The organism is Kitasatospora sp. A2-31, from assembly GCF_022288725.1.
Taxonomy (GTDB): domain Bacteria; phylum Actinomycetota; class Actinomycetes; order Streptomycetales; family Streptomycetaceae; genus Kitasatospora.
Genome location: NZ_JAKNTA010000040.1, coordinates 1 through 13,640 on the forward strand (window position 1 = coordinate 1; position 13,640 = coordinate 13,640).

19 protein-coding genes are annotated in these 13,640 nt (G+C 74.5%); 8 read left to right on the plus strand and 11 right to left on the minus strand.

Annotated features, from left to right (window positions below; translation table 11 throughout):
* Nucleotides 1-651, minus strand: a 651-nt coding sequence (locus MCM47_RS38130) for a hypothetical protein (protein WP_238951561.1), incomplete at its 3' end; no start/stop codon positions are given.
* 330 nt (nt 652-981) lie between these two features.
* The gene (locus MCM47_RS38135; protein ID WP_238951562.1) at nt 982-1,233 is read right to left on the minus strand and encodes a hypothetical protein; all 252 of its coding nucleotides are present in this window, start codon (nt 1,231-1,233) and stop codon (nt 982-984) included.
* A gap of 156 nt (nt 1,234-1,389) precedes the next feature.
* On the opposite strand from MCM47_RS38135, the gene MCM47_RS38140 reads away from it, so the two are divergent.
* The gene (locus MCM47_RS38140) at nt 1,390-1,713 is read left to right on the plus strand and encodes a hypothetical protein (RefSeq protein WP_238951563.1); all 324 of its coding nucleotides are present in this window, start codon (nt 1,390-1,392) and stop codon (nt 1,711-1,713) included.
* A 32-nt stretch (nt 1,714-1,745) separates the two neighbouring features.
* On the opposite strand, the gene MCM47_RS38145 is transcribed toward MCM47_RS38140, so the two are convergent.
* Both MCM47_RS38145 and MCM47_RS38150 read right to left on the minus strand, forming a co-directional pair.
* Complete coding sequence (locus tag MCM47_RS38145) at nt 1,746-2,345, minus strand: choice-of-anchor C family protein (protein WP_238951564.1); 600 nt, start codon at nt 2,343-2,345, stop codon at nt 1,746-1,748.
* A gap of 362 nt (nt 2,346-2,707) precedes the next feature.
* Nucleotides 2,708-3,250, minus strand: coding sequence for an LURP-one-related/scramblase family protein (locus tag MCM47_RS38150; RefSeq protein ID WP_238951565.1), 543 nt, complete (start codon nt 3,248-3,250; stop codon nt 2,708-2,710).
* 149 nt (nt 3,251-3,399) lie between these two features.
* On the opposite strand from MCM47_RS38150, the gene MCM47_RS38155 reads away from it, so the two are divergent.
* The gene (locus tag MCM47_RS38155) at nt 3,400-3,957 is read left to right on the plus strand and encodes a hypothetical protein (protein ID WP_374209276.1); all 558 of its coding nucleotides are present in this window, start codon (nt 3,400-3,402) and stop codon (nt 3,955-3,957) included.
* A 61-nt stretch (nt 3,958-4,018) separates the two neighbouring features.
* Nucleotides 4,019-4,921 (plus strand): alpha/beta fold hydrolase, encoded by a 903-nt coding sequence (locus MCM47_RS38160; protein WP_238951567.1) that lies wholly within the window; start codon nt 4,019-4,021, stop codon nt 4,919-4,921.
* Nucleotides 4,922-5,039: 118 nt separating this feature from the next.
* On the opposite strand, the gene MCM47_RS38165 is transcribed toward MCM47_RS38160, so the two are convergent.
* Together MCM47_RS38165 and sigJ are read right to left on the minus strand one after the other, a co-directional pair.
* Nucleotides 5,040-5,927 carry a LysR family transcriptional regulator gene (locus tag MCM47_RS38165; RefSeq protein ID WP_238951568.1) on the minus strand — a complete coding sequence of 296 codons (888 nt, stop codon included), beginning with the start codon at nt 5,925-5,927 and terminating at the stop codon, nt 5,040-5,042.
* A gap of 217 nt (nt 5,928-6,144) precedes the next feature.
* Nucleotides 6,145-7,077: an RNA polymerase sigma factor SigJ gene (gene sigJ, locus MCM47_RS38170; RefSeq protein WP_238951569.1), complete on the minus strand. Its 933-nt coding sequence runs from the start codon at nt 7,075-7,077 to the stop codon at nt 6,145-6,147.
* 100 nt (nt 7,078-7,177) lie between these two features.
* On the opposite strand from sigJ, the gene MCM47_RS38175 reads away from it, so the two are divergent.
* Nucleotides 7,178-7,540, plus strand: a complete 363-nt coding sequence (locus tag MCM47_RS38175; RefSeq protein ID WP_238951570.1) for a hypothetical protein — start codon at nt 7,178-7,180, stop codon at nt 7,538-7,540.
* A gap of 10 nt (nt 7,541-7,550) precedes the next feature.
* Here MCM47_RS38175 and MCM47_RS38180 read toward each other — a convergent pair whose 3' ends face one another.
* The 4 genes from MCM47_RS38180 to MCM47_RS38195 form a co-directional block, all read right to left on the minus strand.
* Entirely contained in the window at nt 7,551-7,964 is a 414-nt protein-coding gene (locus MCM47_RS38180) for a VOC family protein (protein WP_238951579.1), read from the minus strand.
* Between the two features lie 233 nt (nt 7,965-8,197).
* Nucleotides 8,198-8,374, minus strand: a complete 177-nt coding sequence (locus tag MCM47_RS38185; RefSeq protein WP_238951571.1) for a hypothetical protein — start codon at nt 8,372-8,374, stop codon at nt 8,198-8,200.
* A gap of 270 nt (nt 8,375-8,644) precedes the next feature.
* A complete protein-coding gene (locus MCM47_RS38190; protein WP_238951572.1) occupies nt 8,645-9,016 on the minus strand; it encodes a hypothetical protein in 372 nt (123 codons plus the stop codon).
* Between the two features lie 158 nt (nt 9,017-9,174).
* On the minus strand, nt 9,175-9,417 hold the full coding sequence (locus MCM47_RS38195) for a hypothetical protein (protein ID WP_238951573.1): 243 nt from the start codon (nt 9,415-9,417) through the stop codon (nt 9,175-9,177).
* 251 nt (nt 9,418-9,668) lie between these two features.
* Here MCM47_RS38195 and MCM47_RS38200 point away from each other — a divergent pair, with 251 nt between their 5' ends.
* From MCM47_RS38200 to MCM47_RS38210, 3 genes are all read left to right on the plus strand, one after another.
* Entirely contained in the window at nt 9,669-10,127 is a 459-nt protein-coding gene (locus MCM47_RS38200) for a hypothetical protein (RefSeq protein WP_238951574.1), read from the plus strand.
* A complete protein-coding gene (locus MCM47_RS38205) occupies nt 10,124-10,930 on the plus strand; it encodes an SDR family NAD(P)-dependent oxidoreductase (RefSeq protein ID WP_238951575.1) in 807 nt (268 codons plus the stop codon). The genes MCM47_RS38200 and MCM47_RS38205 overlap by 4 nt, the downstream gene beginning before the upstream one ends.
* A 216-nt stretch (nt 10,931-11,146) precedes the next feature.
* Nucleotides 11,147-11,575: a DUF5959 family protein gene (locus tag MCM47_RS38210; protein WP_238951576.1), complete on the plus strand. Its 429-nt coding sequence runs from the start codon at nt 11,147-11,149 to the stop codon at nt 11,573-11,575.
* Nucleotides 11,576-11,710: 135 nt separating this feature from the next.
* Here MCM47_RS38210 and MCM47_RS38215 read toward each other — a convergent pair whose 3' ends face one another.
* On the minus strand, nt 11,711-12,601 hold the full coding sequence (locus tag MCM47_RS38215; RefSeq protein WP_238951577.1) for an SDR family oxidoreductase: 891 nt from the start codon (nt 12,599-12,601) through the stop codon (nt 11,711-11,713).
* Between the two features lie 89 nt (nt 12,602-12,690).
* Between MCM47_RS38215 and MCM47_RS38220 the strand changes: the two genes are divergently transcribed.
* On the plus strand, nt 12,691-13,419 hold the full coding sequence (locus MCM47_RS38220; RefSeq protein ID WP_238951578.1) for a TetR/AcrR family transcriptional regulator: 729 nt from the start codon (nt 12,691-12,693) through the stop codon (nt 13,417-13,419).
* Nucleotides 13,420-13,640: the final 221 nt, after the last annotated feature.

A 13,640-nucleotide genomic window follows, 5' to 3' on the forward strand; every position in this document is an offset into this window, starting at 1 on the left:
GTGCCAGTTGGTGACGATCGGCTTGTCGACCGGAGTCCTGCCGACCGGGATGCCGGCCGGGTTCGGGTCGGTGTTGCCGATGGCCACGATGACGTCGGTGAACTCGACGGCCTGGTTGCCCTTGGTGGTCTTCGCCATGACACCTGCGTAGGCGACCTTGGCGCCGCTCAGGGGGATCGGGGTGCCGGCGGCCTGCTCGGCGTTGGTGGCCTCGATGCCGCCCGAACCGAACGCGACGGTGGGGTGGGCCGCGGGGAGCGTGCAGGAGACGCCCGGCTTGGCCATGGCGGTGATCAGGATGTAGCCGCCGGCCTGGGACTCGGTCTTCGCGCTGAGGACCAGATCGCCGGCGCCGCAGGTCTGCCCGTTGCCGCCCTTGCCGGACGCGGCGCCGGAGGCGGCGGGGGAGGAGGGCACGGCGGCCTTGGGCGGCGCGGTGGCGGCCTTGGTCGGCGTGGCCCCGGCGGTGGCGGTGCCGGCCGGGGCCCCCGTGGCGGATCCGCCGGTCGTCGCGGCGGTGCCCCCCGCCGTGCTGGCCGCCGGGGCGGCGGCCGAGGAGCCCGTGCCGCTGTTGTCCGGCCCGCACGCCGTCGCGGTGGCGGCGAGAGCCGCGACGGCGGCGGCGGTGAGGGCGAGGCGGCGGGTGCGCATGCGGTCTCCTGCTGTCGTTCGGCCGGTGCGGTTCACCGGTGCCATCACCGTAGGCGGGAGTCGTTCACCAGCCGGTGCGGGAAATATCCCGATCTTGTTCCAGAACCGGCAGCCGAGCCGGCCGCGGCCGGGCCGCCCAGGGCGTGCGGGTGGGCAGGGGCGCCCTGCCGGCGCTGGTCGTTCCTGTGCACGGTGGGTGCACGGTGGCCCCGCTTCGGCGCTGCTGCCCGACCGCGACAGCTGGTACGACCCGGCCGGCTGAGCCCACCGCCCACCGTCCACCGTCCACCGCCCGGGCGGCCGGGCGGCCGGTTCACCGGCCGCCCCCGCTCACTTGCCGGTCAGCAGCCGGGTGATCTCCAGCGGATCCTCACCGAGCGCCATCAGCCGCTCACCGAGCCGCCGGATCTGCGCGTCCTTCTCGTTCTCCAGCGCGGCCACGTTGGCCAGCGCCGTGCGCGAGCCGTGGAAGACACCGCTCTCGTAGACGCGGCGCACGAAGTCGTCGGCGGCCGGCCTGGCCAGGTCCCCGGTGAGGGCCAGCAGCTCGTCCGTGTAGGCCTGCGCAGGATCGGATTCCATACGGCCATCAAACCGCCGCGACCGTCCCCCCGCATCCGAGCCGGCCCCGGCCCGATCCCCCAGGACCGGCCCGGGCCCCGGCGGCAACCGGATGAACGGCGCCACGACGGGCGAGCTGCTCCGGCCCCCGCACCCCGGGAGTGCTCGGCTTGGCTGATGGATCCGGTCCATCTGCGGCTGCTGACGCCGCCCGCGCTCACCGGCCCCGCGCTTGCGCTGCTGGCCGCCGACCGCCACGTCCTCGACCTCACGGTGCTGAATCCGCCGCCCGCGCGCCGGGACGGCGACGTCCTGGGGAGGGCGAACGCCTTCTCCGAACGGCACGAGGCGTGGGGATCGCTGCTCCAACTCCTGCTCAACGTGGTCGTCCTGGTGATCGTGGGCGTACTGGTCCTGCGGGCGCAGCGCCGGATCCGGGCCCGGGTGACCCGCCGCGCCGCAGGTGCGGCACCGGGCGGCCCCACGCCGTCCCGGCCGTGACGTGACCGCCCGTCATGCCGCCGCCGGGCCGGTCACCCGCAGCAGGGCCTGCACTCCTTCACCTGGACGTCGTCGATGACCGGGCCGTACGCCCCGGCGACGGTGCTGGTGAAACCGAGGGTGGTGGACGTGCCCTGCGCGACGAAGGTGAACTGGCGCCCCACGTAGCCCATGGCGGCCCTCGTCCGGCCGGTGACGTCGAAGGAGAAGTCCTGGAACGCCTGGCCGTCGATCAGCGCCCGGCCGGTCCGCAGGGCCACCCCGCCGTCCGGGTTGCCGGCCAGCGCGTAGGTGACGGAGTAGGTGGTGCCGGGGACCGTGGTGAAGCTCTGGGCGACGGTGCCGCTGGTGGAGCCGTTGAGGTCCAGCGTCTGGTCGCCCTCGGCGGCCTGCCAGAAGCCGGCGCCGATCAGGTCGACGTTGCCGGCGGTGACCTTCCACGGGCCGATGCTCTGACCGGTGGCCACGTTGGCGAAGGCGTTCGCCGGGGCCTTGGGCGTCTCGAAGCTGCCGTCGTCGAAGTGGCTGAGGGCGCGGTGGCCGCCGGCGGCGTGGGCCGGGGCGGCCAGGGTGACGGCGGTGCCGGCGACGAGCAGGGCGGCGACGGCGAGGCGGGTGCGCGCGAACGACATGGACCCTCCGGGGGCTCGGGGACGGGATCAGCGGATGATCGGCTGTGCACAGAGCGTCTGCCGTCGCGGTGATCCCTGCCAAGGCCGAAGGGGCGGCGCCCGGGGTCGCGGGCAGCCGCCGGGCAGGCTTCCGCGCGCCGGTTTCGACGGCCCCGGCCGCGCCGCACCGGGCCGGGCGGGCCGCCCCGGACGGCCGGTGCGCCCCGAACCGCCGTCCCCCGCCGGTCCTCGGCGGGGGAGTGGGACGAGCCCCGCACGCCCCCCGGTACCCACGCACCCCATCCGGCAGCCGGTCCGCACCGGCAGCGGCCCGGACGCCGCCGCCCGGGCCGGTGGGCCGGTGCTGCCCGGCTACGGGTGCGTCAGTCGCCGGGGTGGGCCATGGAGTCGATGGCGACGGTCGCGGCGAGGACGACCGTGTGGTCGGCTCCCTCGCCGATGCTGACGCCGTAGGTGTCCCGGATCCGGAACCACTTCTTCGACACCTCGGCGATCTTGTAGCCGTCGCGCTCGATGGTGTACTCGTGGTCGACGACGTTGCCCTCGACGCTCAGCTCCGGGCCGTCCTCCTGGTCGATGCTCCACCGGTTGCGCAGCGGGGTGATCACGGCCTTCTTGACGACGGCGACCCGGTGGCCCTCGGCGTCGTCGATCGCCATCGACTCCTTGATCCGCATCGGCCGGCTCTGGACGGTCGCGACCCGGTGGCCGTGCGGGTCCTCCAGGTCGAAGGTCTTGCGGGCGCGCAGCACCTTGCCGTCGACGCGGTAGACGTGCTCCCCGGAGTCGTCGTCGATCCAGTAGTCGTCCCCGATGGCGACCAGCTTCTGTCGCATGCGGTAGCGGGTGACCCCGTCGCCCTGGTCGAAGGCGCGGTTGGCCTTCCGGCGGTCCCGGTCGAACATCGTTCCACGTCCCTTCGGGTTCCGCCGCCTCCCCCGGCGGCGCTCCGGCGGCCGGCTGGCTGCCCCCCGGGCCTCTTCAAGTATGGTCCGCCCGCCCATACCGGGCGCGGGGGAGAGACCCCGCCCGGTCGGCGGAGTCGGTCGCGGGGATGTCCGCCGCCGAGCCCTATGTTGGGTCGGTGACCACTTCTCCGGCCGCCCCGGCGGGTCGGCCCGCGCCCGCGAGGCGGCGCCGCGCCGGCCGCACGGACTACGCCGGCGCGGTGTACGGCTCCCTGCTCGCCGCGTCCGGGGGGGCGACCGCCGGTGCCGCCGGGAACTTCCCCCGCCTCCAGCTGATCGGACTGCTGCTGGTCACGGGCGTGGTGTTCTGGGCGGCGCACGTCTACGCGCTGCTCGCCGGCGAGCGGACCGTCGGCACACCCGTCGACCGCCGGGAGGTGCGCAGGGTCGCCGGGCACGAGTGGTCCATCGTGGAGGCTGCCGTGCTGCCCGCGGTCGCGGTGGCGGTCAGCCCGCTGCTCGGCCTCGGCCTTCCCGGGACCGCCTGGCTGGCCCTCGGCGTCGCGGTGGCGCAGCAGGTCGCCTGGGCGACCCTCGGGGCGATCCGGGCCGGCGCCTCCCGCCGGATGGCGTTCGGTGAGGGCGTCGTCAACCTGCTGCTCGGGCTGGTCATCGTGGCCGCCAAGGCGGCCCTGGGGCACTGACCGCGCGCCTCGGCCGGCGCGGTCCGGCGGTGACGGCTCCTCGGACGGAAGGCGGAACCCGATGGCGGACCCCCGGCGCACGGTCGAGGTCGACGGTGCGCGGCTGTGCGTGGAGCTGCACGGCGATCCCGCCGATCCCGCCGTCCTGCTGATCCACGGCGCGGGGCACTGCCTGCTCAACTGGGCCGACGGCTTCGTGGGCCGGCTGGTCGCGGGCGGCCGGTGCGTCGTGCGCTACGACGCCCGCGACGCGGGCGCCTCGACGACCTTCCCGGTGGGCGCGCCGCCGTACGGCCTGCCCGACCTGGTGGAGGACGCCGCGACGCTGATCGACGCCCTCGGCCTGGGCGCGGCCCACGTCCTCGGCATGTCCCAGGGCGCGGCGGTCGGCCAGCTCCTGGCGCTGGACCACCCGGAGCGGGTGGCCACCCTCGCCCTCGCCTCCGCCACGCCGGGCGTCCCCGGGCGCGAGCAGCCGGACCTGCCGCCCGTCGCGGACCAGCTCGCCGCCTACTTCGCGCAGGCCGCGCAGGGCGCCGGCGCCGGCGCCGGGGGCGGGGGCGGGGTGGACTGGTCGGACCGGGAGGCCGTCATCGACTCGATCGTCGACGGCGAGCGCCCGTTCGCCGCCCTCTCGCGCCCGTTCGACGAGGACGGCGTGCGCCGGCTGGCCGCCCGGGTCGTCGACCACGCCCGCGACATCGCGGCCCAGTCGACCAATCCCTACCTGCTCGACGCCGGCAGCCCCTGGCGCCACCGGCTCGGCGCGATCACCGCGCCGACCCTGGTGCTGCACGGGATGGAGGACCCGATGTTCCCCGTGGAGCACGGGCGCGCCCTGGCCGCGGAGATCCCCGGTGCGCGCCTCCTCGCCCTGCCGGGCACCGGCCACGAGGTCTTCCCCGAGCACACCTGGGACACCGTCGTCCCCGCCCTCCTCGCGCATTCGGCTGCACGCCCATGAATTCGTCGGAGCCTGTCGCGACTCCGGCTCCCTTCACCGGGGTCGAGGGCGGCGTCCGCGTGACCCCCGGGGAGACCCACCCCCGCCCCCGGCGAATCGGCGGCGCCGCGGCGGTGTGTCAGAACCGGTAGGGGCCCAGGTCGCGGACCGTGGCGGCGAGTGCGCGGATCGGCTCGTTCTCGGCGTCGGTCCGCCAGACCAGGGCGTAGGACAGGGTGGTGAGGTCCGGGACGGGTATCCAGCGGATGTTCGGCATGCCCCAGTACCGGGTGACGTGGCTGGGGAAGCCGTGGATGATCTCGCCCATGCCGACCTGGTTGATCAGGTCCTCCGCGTGGGTGACCTGCCCCCCGCGCTCGATCGTGCGGCCCCGGGGCGTGTGGAAGGGCATGTAGCGGTCCTCCCAGTAGTCCGGCAGGTCGGGGGGCATGGGGTGGCGGAAGTCGGCGAACATCTCCAGTCGCACCGACGTCCGCAGGGCGAGTTCGTGGTCGGCGGTCACCGCGAGGATCCGGGGGTCCGTCAACAGGACCGGACCGACGGTGAAGTCCGGCTCCTCCACGGGCAGCCAGACCACCAGGACGTCCAGGTCGCCCTCGCGCAGGCGGCCGAACGGATCGAGGTAGGCCATCTGGCGGATCTCCAGCTCCCACTGCGGGTGCCGGGAGCGGAACGCCTTCCAGTAGAAGTGCAGGTCGACGAGGTTGAACGGCATCATGCCGACCCGGAGCCGGCTGGTGACGCCGCGGGCGGTGAGCCGGGCGCGTTCCAGGGACTCGTGCAGGCCCGCGTAGACCGGCCGCAGGTCGTCGCGCAGCTGGCGGCCGACGTCGCTCAGGCGCACGGTGCGGCTGGTGCGCTCGAACAGTGCGGCGCCGATGCGCCGCTCCTGCTTCTTGATGACCTGGCTGACCCGGGCCTGGGAGAGCCGCAGCCGCTCGGCGGTCCGGCCGAAGTGCAGCTCCTCGGCCAGCACCAGGAAGATCTCGATGTCCCGCAGCTCCATGAAGCCCCCGTGTCCTTCTCCGTCGACAACTCACTGGTCGGAGGCGTTCCGTCGGCGCCCCCGTGCAACGCCGTTGAGGCGTGTGAGCGCTCGCGGGGTGCTGTTCGGCATTCGAATGTAGGCCCGCGCGGCGTGCGGGCACTCGACATTCCGTGCAGGGTTTCTGGTGACGTCGCGCAAAACCGGGCGGTGTTCGCGCCGCCGGCGGCGGGCGCCGTCACAGGTCCGGTCGTGGCTCCTGGTCCTCCCGCGCCCACGGCCGTAGTTTCTCCGGGTTCCGGACGGCCCAGATCCGGGTCACGCGGCCGTCGGTGACGTCGAACGAGGCCACCGTCAGGACGACGCCGGCCCGCTGGGCCACCAGGCCCGGCGCACCGTTGACCGAGCACTCCAGGAGGGCGAGCCCCGGGGCCCTGTCGGCGATGGCGACCATGTACTCGGCGATGCGCGCGCCGCCCTCGATCGGGCGCAGGGCGGCACCGGCCATCCCGCCGCCGTCGGCGGTCATCACGGCGGCGGGGTCGAGGAGGCGGACGAGGGCCGTGATGTCCCTGGTCTCCCAGGCCTCCTTGACGTTCCGCACCGCCTGCGCCTGTCCGGCCGCCGCGGCCGCCCCGGCCGGGCGGTGCGCGAGGTCCACCCGCCGCCGGGCGGAGGACGCCAGCTGCTTGCAGGCCGCGGGGGTGCGGCCGAGGATGCCGGCGATCTCGGCGAAGGGGTACCGGAAGACGTCGTGCAGGACGAACGCCACCCGCTCGGCCGGCGTCATCGACTCCAGGACGACGAGGAAGGCCATGGTCACCGACTCGTCCAGGACCATCAGGTCGGCGGGGTCGGTGCCCTGTCGGCCGTGGTTCCACTCACCGCGCTCGGGCAGCGGTTCGGGCAGCCACGCGCCGACGTAGCGCTCCCGCCGGGCCCGCGCCGAGCCGAGCACGTCCAGGCAGATGCGCCCGGTCACCGTCGTCAGCCAGGCGCCGGGGGAGACGACCTCCTCCTGCCGGCCGCGCGGCAGCGCGTACCAGCGCGCGTAGGCGTCCTGCACGGCGTCCTCGGCCTCGGCCAGGGAGCCGAGCAACCGGTAGGCCACGTTGATCAGTCGGCCCCGCTCACCGGCCACCCCGTCGATGCCCCCCGCAGCCGCCCCCACGCCTCCGAGCCCTCCTCGCCTGACCTTTCACCGGCCCGCGTCGTCGGGCTGGTGAGACCTTATCGATCCACCGCCCGCGGGCGGAAAGGGGGACCGTGACATGACCACCCAGGTGACGGCTCGGCGCAGCTTCCCGTTCCTTCGGATCGCCGTCGGCCTGCAGACCTTGACGATCTTCCTCCAGGCGACCTCCGCCGGACTGCTGCTGACCGCGTCCTACGGACAGACGCTGCACGGTGTCGGCGCCCGCGTGATGTACGCGGCGTCGATGCTGTACCTGCTCGCGGCGGTGCTGGCGTGGAAGCCGGGCGGCGGCTCGCCCCGGCCGATCCTGTACGCGTCCGGGTTCCTCGTCCTGGCCTCGGCCCAGGTCGTGCTCGGCGTCGCGCACGTTCCGTCGGTCCACCTCCCGCTGGGCGTCCTGATGTTCGGGCTGAGCGTCCTGGCACTGGCCCGCTCGTGAGACGGCCGTTTCAGGCAGCGGCCGCGCGGCGGTGGAGTTCCTCGACCGGGATGTCCTCCAGGTGGGTGAGGAAGATCCACACGTGTCCCGAGGGGTCCTTGAGGACGGCGGTGCGGTCGCCGTGGAACATGTCCGTCGGTGGCTGGAGGATCTCGGCGCCGGCGGCCCCGGCGCGCGCCACGAGCGCGTCGACGTCCGGGACGAAGACGTGCAGCGCGACGCTGGTGCCGCCCAGCGCGGCCGGGGCGCTGAAGGGGGCGCCCCCGGCCGCGTCCGCTCCGGCGTCGCCCAGCATCAGGACGGAACGTCCGATGCTGATCTCGGCGTGCAGGATCCGCCCGTCCGGGCCGTCGATGCGGACGTCCTGGACGGCGCCGAAGGCCCGCTGGTAGAAGTCGATCGCCGCTGCGGCGTCGTCGACCATGACGTGCGGCACGACCGCGTAGCGGTAGCGGTCGGGGACGACGGTGTCGGCGGTGGGTGCGGTGGTCACGGCGGGGTCCCTTCCCGGGGGCCGCCCGGGGGGGGCCGGCGGCGATGAGAGGACCGTAGGAGTTCAAGCTGACTTGAAGTCAAGGGCCGGTGCCGGGGGCGCGGCCCCGCCCCGCGGTGGGCGGGGACGGGGCAGGGGGAGGGGCCAGGGGGAGGGGGCAGAGGTCAGCGGGCCGGGTCCTCGGGGGTGCCGTCCTCGGGGGTGACGGGCGCGTTGCCGTCGGGGCCCCCTCCGGCGCTCCCTCCGGTGCGGCCTCCGGCGCTCTCTCCGGTGGTCCGGCAGGTGCTGCAGGTGTGCCAGCGCGGCCGGTCGCGGGCGGAGCGGTACGGAGCGAGGGTCATTTCGGCGGTGTCCAGACCGCAGTGTGTCAGGGGCCCGCACACGCCCGAGGCTTCCGCGGGGGCGGTGTGCGCGCGGCGCACCGCCTTCCCGGGCTCTGCCGGCGTCCGGTCGGGTTGAAGGACCCGAACGTTGGTCGGCGTATCCAGTTCCAGCACGACGACGATGTCCATCCCCTCAACGTGGCCGCAGTCCCGGGACACCGCACCCGCACGGCGGCATCCGGACCAGTCGGCTGCCGGGCCCGGCCCCGGCCAGCGGCCGCGACGGCGTCACAGCGGGGTGAGGATGTCCTGGTGCGCCCCGTCGAGGACGAGGCCGTTGTCCAGCCGGACCCGGACCGTCACCTGGGTGCCCCGCTCCCGGTGTGCGGCCCACTCCGGCTCCAGCGTGGCGATCTCCGTCTCCAGCCGCTCCCGGCTCGCCACCGGCATGGTGTGCCCGTAGTCCTCGAACAGCGCTTTGAGTCGCCGGTACTCGCGGACCTCGTGGCTCTCCGGGAGTTCCTCCACCCGCTCGACGGTGCCCTCGATCCCGGCCCCCAGCGAGAGGAAGCCGACGACCGCCCCGGGCGCCCCGGCGACTGCCTCGCCGATCCCGAGGTCCTCGGCCAACCTGACGCGTCGGCCTTCCTCCAGGGTCATTCGTCCTCCGCCTCTCCGTCGATCGGTGCCGCCGCCGCGGCCGGCCCGCGGCCCCGGACATTATCCGCCGTCCGGGACCGGGCCGGGCGCTCGGTGACGGGGCCGCAGGCGAAGGACCGCGGGTGATGCCGACGCGTCCTGTCAGTCGGCGTCGCGCTTCACCGCGAGGAAGCCGGCGGTCTGTCCGGCGCGCGCCGGACTGGAGCCGCTCCCGTGGTCCCCTCGCGCGCAGCACCGTCCCGGCGAGGGCCCGCGACGGTCAAACGCGGGCTGAAGGACCAGCTCAGGTAGGCGATCAGGCCCAGACAGCCCAGCAGCGCGCAGGCGAGCAGCGTGAGGATCGCCTCGCCGACCACTTCTCCGACCATGTCGATCAGGAACTTGCCGACGCCCTTCGCCACCCTGCCCACGGAGCCCCCTCCACGTTCGCGACCCTCACCACGGGCCGACACGGAGGAGGACCCGTTCCGAGCCGCAACGGTTGCCGAGCCGGTGCCCCCCGAACTCCTCTTGCCGAGCCCCGCACAGCACCCGCCGTACCCGCTGCGCACCCACCGCGGTCGGACGGCGGGGGTCGGTGACCGGCCCTGTTGCAGGCGCCATGGCGAGGAGAGACGCTCGGAGCGGGCCTGCTCACGGCAAGGGAGCGCTCATGTCCACGATTCACCTGCACCAGACGATCGCCGCGACACCCGAGGAGTACGTCGCCGGGCTCACCGACTTCGGGCCGGGGCGCTCGGAACTCTTCGGCAACAGCGCCGACAAGTACCTGGAGGTGCACGACCGGGGACCTCACGACGCCGACGTCACCGAGGGCTCGGCGGGGATCTGGGAACGGTTGCACTACGACTGGTCCGACCCCCGCCGCGTCGTCATGACGACCACCGACTCCAACGTGTGGGGCGGCCGATCGGGCCACACGTACACGTTCACGCCGAAGGCCGACGGGACGACCGAGGTGGACGCCGTCGTGGTCCGCGAGGGCAAGAACCTCAAGGGACGCGTGCTCGGCGCGGTCGTCGGCACCGTCGGCAAACGCCACCTCTCCAAGGCCTTCGCCAACACCGGCAAGGCCATCGAGGCCCGGCACCGGGCCGGCACGGGCGCATGACACGGCCGTCCTCCGAGCCGGGCCTGGCCGGCCGGACCGTCGTCGTGACCGGGGCCGGACGCGGCATCGGCCTCGCGATCACCGAGGCGTTCCTCGCGGCGGGGTGCCGCGTCGTCGCGGGATCACGCACCCGCACCGAGGACCTCGACGCGCACGTCGAACAGGGCGCGGACCTCACCGTCGTGGAGGTCGACCTCGCGACCCCCGACGGCCCGGCCGCCCTGGTCGCCGAGGCCGCCGCACGCCACGGCGGCATCGACGTGCTGGTGAACAACGTCGGGGCGGTGCGCCCCCGGGTGGACGGCTTCGAGAGCGTGACGGACGAGGACTGGGACTGGACCCTGACCGTCAACCTCATGGCCGCCGTCCGCGCCACCCGCGCCGCGCTGCCGCACCTGATCGCCGCCGGCGGGGGGCGGATCGTCACCGTCTCCTCGGTCAACGCCCGCCTGCCGGACCCGCTGGTCATCGACTACGGCGCCGCGAAGGCCGCGCTCACCAACTTCTGCAAGGCCCTGTCCAAGGAGGTGGGGCCACGCGGTGTGCGGGTGAACACGATCGGTCCCGGCCCGGTGGAGACGGCACTGTGGCGGGGCGCGGACGGGGTCGCCGCCACGGTCGGGCAGTCCCGCGGCGTCGACCCCGGCGCCGTGGCCCGCGCCGCCGAGGCCCGGTCGGTGACCGGCCGCTTCACCCGCCCGTCGGAGGTCGCGGATCTCGTGGTCTTTCTCGCCGGCCCCGGCGCGGCCAACATCACGGGCGCCGACTTCATCGTCGACGGCGGCCTCGTGGACGCCCTGTGACGCTGAAGCCGCGGGCGGACGGTCACGACCCGTCACGTGATCCGCCCCGGTCCGCAGCCCCACCCCTGCCGCCGCGCCCTGCCACCGGGCCCCTGCCGCCGGGCCCCTGCCGCTGCGCCCCCGCCGCCGGGCTGTCGGTGGGGCCTGGCAGGATGTCGGGGCCGGCGCCGGGCCGGATGCCCGGACGGCCGGACGGATCCGAAGGAGGGGGCGCGGATGGGCGGCGACGTGATCAGGTTCGCGGACCGGACGCAGAGCGTCACGGTGGAGCTGGAGGCGGGGCGCCGCGGACGCTACGACGGCTGGCACGCGGGAGAGATCGTGATCGCGACCGGCTTCGTCACCGCGCGCCTGCCGCTGAACTTCACCGACGCCGACCTCGCCGACCTCGCCGGCTACCTCGCCGCCCGCGCCGCGGCCGAGGAGGACGGCGCCCTGCCGGACGGCTCCGCCACCGACTGGCCGGAGGCCGGCCGCAGTGCCTACCTCCGGCTGCACGCCGCCGACCCGTTCGTGGTGGAGATCCGCGACCCGGTGCAGAGCGGGGTCACGGTGAGCGTGCCGCTGCAGTTGCGGGACGGCTGGGCCACCCGCGCCGCCGCCCGGCTCGACGCCCTGCGCACCGCGCTCGCCGACGGCTCCTGAGGCGTCCGTCGCCGTGCCGCAGACCCGGCCGCCCGCCGGCTGTGTCGACTCGCAGGGTCGTCGACACGGCTGACGGGTGGCCGGCCGCCGGGTGCGGTGCGGCGCCGGCGGTCGTCGTGGAGGCGGGGAAGTCCGTCAGGGCTTCGGTGCGTCCGCGCACCCCGTCTCTTCGGCCCAGGCACGCTCCAACTGGGTGCGGAAGGCGGCGGGCTCCCGCCCGATCAGCCCGGCCAACGTCGGGTCGACCGCGGCGAACTCGCCGTCCCGCGCCGCTGCGAAGATGCTCAGCATCAGGTCGGCGATCGGGGCCGGGGCGCCGTGCGCCAGGACCTGCTCGCGGAAGGCGTCTTCGGGGACGACGGTGCGGGTGAAGGGCCGTCCGGTGATCTGCGACGCGATGTCGGCGACGGCGTCGAAATCGAGTGCCGCCGGGCCGGTGAGCGGCGGGGTGGGCCCGTCGAACCGGCCCTCACCGAGGATGATCGCCGCGGTGGCCTCGGCGAGGTCGTCGTGGCCGGTCCAGGCGACAGGGCCGTCGGCGGGAAGGGCGATGTCGCCGGTGCGGCGCGCGGGCTCCAGGAACTGCAGGGCGCTGGCCGCGTAGAAGCCGTTGCGCAGCGCCGTCCAGGGCAGGCCGGTGGCGCGTAGCAGGTCCTCGGTCTGGGCGTGGTCCCGGCAGGCCTGGAAGCGGGAATCGTGGGCGGCGCCCATCTGGCTGGTGTAGAGGATGCGCCCGACCCCGGCCTTCACGGCGGCGTCGATGGCGGCACGGTGACCGCTGACGCACTCCTCGCCGGTGCGGTCGAGGGAGACGAGGAGCAGCTGCTCGGCTCCTTCGAAGGCGTGCCCGAGCGAGTCGGGGTCGTCGAAACTGCCCTGCCGGACCCGGACGCCGCGGTCGGCGAGGTCCTGGGCCTTGCGGGGGTCGCGGACGCTGACGCCGACACGGTCGGCGGGGACGTGCTCCAGGAGATGTTCGACGGTGCGGCGGCCGAGCTTTCCGGTGGCTCCGGTAACGATGATCATGGGGTTCTCCCGACGATGTTTCCAGTGGAATCACTCAAACAGTAACACTGGAAATTCCGGTGGAAACAGGTCTTCGCTACCATTGGTTCATGGTCATGCGCGACTCAACCGACAACCCTCGGCGCCGCATCGTCGAGGCAGCCGTCGAGCTGCTGGAGAGCGGCGGCCCGGACGCGGTCAGCACCCGCGCCGTCGCCGCCGCGGCCGGAATGCAGCCGCCGGCGATCTACCGCCTCTTCGGCGACAAGGAGGGGCTCCTCGAAGCCGTCGCCGAGCACGGCTACGCGCAGTTCCTGGCGAGGAAGCGCGCCCAGCTCGACCCCGCCCCGCAGGACCCGGTGGAGGAGCTGCGTCGCGGCTGGGACGTGGTGGTCGAGTTCGGGGTCTGCCGCCCCGAGTTGTTCGCGGTGATGAACCGGGCCACCGGCCGGGGCTCGGACGCGGCCCACCGCGCCGGCCTGGAGATCCTCGATGAGCGGGTGCGTCGGCTGGCGGCCGGCGGGTGGCTGCGGGTCGACGAGGAACTGGCCGCCCAGATCATCCGGGCAACCGGCCAGGGCGCGGTCACCACCTGGCACTCCACCCCCGCGGACCGCCGCAATCCGGCGCTGCTGACCGTCCTGCGTGAGGCCATGGTCGCGGCCGTCACCCGCGCCGAGCCGGCGATTCCCGCCGCGGAGACCGGTCCCGCCGCGGCGGCCCGCGCGCTGCGCGCCGCCCTCCCCGACGAGTCCGATGTCCTGAGCGACGCGGAGCAGCGCCTGCTGCGTGAGTGGCTCACGCGCCTGGCGGCGGACGGTGGCGCTCCGCGTGCCTGATCGCGTCCGCGTGCCTGACCGTGCGCAGCCGCCCTCGTGCAGGCACTAGCGAAGGGACCGGCCGTTGCGCAGGCGTGTGCCGCCGAGGACCAGGGCGACGAGGAAGACGACGATGCCGATGACGAGGAGGTAGAGCAGGCCGTCCGCGGCCACGCCGATGATCCCGAGGATGATCGCGACCAGAATGAGGAAGAGAATCCAGGCCATGGCGGGCCTCCTTT

What these genes read in the sequence shown, in the direction of transcription:
- MCM47_RS38135 (WP_238951562.1), bottom strand. Translation starts at nt 1,233, where the DNA reads ATGGAATCCGATCCTGCGCAGGCCTACACGGACGAGCTGCTGGCCCTC.
- MCM47_RS38140 (WP_238951563.1), top strand. Translation starts at nt 1,390, where the DNA reads ATGGATCCGGTCCATCTGCGGCTGCTGACGCCGCCCGCGCTCACCGGC.
- MCM47_RS38145 (WP_238951564.1), bottom strand. Translation starts at nt 2,345, where the DNA reads ATGTCGTTCGCGCGCACCCGCCTCGCCGTCGCCGCCCTGCTCGTCGCC.
- MCM47_RS38150 (WP_238951565.1), bottom strand. Translation starts at nt 3,250, where the DNA reads ATGTTCGACCGGGACCGCCGGAAGGCCAACCGCGCCTTCGACCAGGGC.
- MCM47_RS38155 (WP_374209276.1), top strand. Translation starts at nt 3,400, where the DNA reads ATGTCCGCCGCCGAGCCCTATGTTGGGTCGGTGACCACTTCTCCGGCC.
- MCM47_RS38160 (WP_238951567.1), top strand. Translation starts at nt 4,019, where the DNA reads ATGGCGGACCCCCGGCGCACGGTCGAGGTCGACGGTGCGCGGCTGTGC.
- MCM47_RS38165 (WP_238951568.1), bottom strand. Translation starts at nt 5,927, where the DNA reads ATGGAGCTGCGGGACATCGAGATCTTCCTGGTGCTGGCCGAGGAGCTG.
- MCM47_RS38175 (WP_238951570.1), top strand. Translation starts at nt 7,178, where the DNA reads ATGACCACCCAGGTGACGGCTCGGCGCAGCTTCCCGTTCCTTCGGATC.
- MCM47_RS38180 (WP_238951579.1), bottom strand. Translation starts at nt 7,964, where the DNA reads ATGGTCGACGACGCCGCAGCGGCGATCGACTTCTACCAGCGGGCCTTC.
- MCM47_RS38185 (WP_238951571.1), bottom strand. Translation starts at nt 8,374, where the DNA reads ATGACCCTCGCTCCGTACCGCTCCGCCCGCGACCGGCCGCGCTGGCAC.
- MCM47_RS38190 (WP_238951572.1), bottom strand. Translation starts at nt 9,016, where the DNA reads ATGACCCTGGAGGAAGGCCGACGCGTCAGGTTGGCCGAGGACCTCGGG.
- MCM47_RS38200 (WP_238951574.1), top strand. Translation starts at nt 9,669, where the DNA reads ATGTCCACGATTCACCTGCACCAGACGATCGCCGCGACACCCGAGGAG.
- MCM47_RS38205 (WP_238951575.1), top strand. Translation starts at nt 10,124, where the DNA reads ATGACACGGCCGTCCTCCGAGCCGGGCCTGGCCGGCCGGACCGTCGTC.
- MCM47_RS38210 (WP_238951576.1), top strand. Translation starts at nt 11,147, where the DNA reads ATGGGCGGCGACGTGATCAGGTTCGCGGACCGGACGCAGAGCGTCACG.
- MCM47_RS38215 (WP_238951577.1), bottom strand. Translation starts at nt 12,601, where the DNA reads ATGATCATCGTTACCGGAGCCACCGGAAAGCTCGGCCGCCGCACCGTC.
- MCM47_RS38220 (WP_238951578.1), top strand. Translation starts at nt 12,691, where the DNA reads ATGGTCATGCGCGACTCAACCGACAACCCTCGGCGCCGCATCGTCGAG.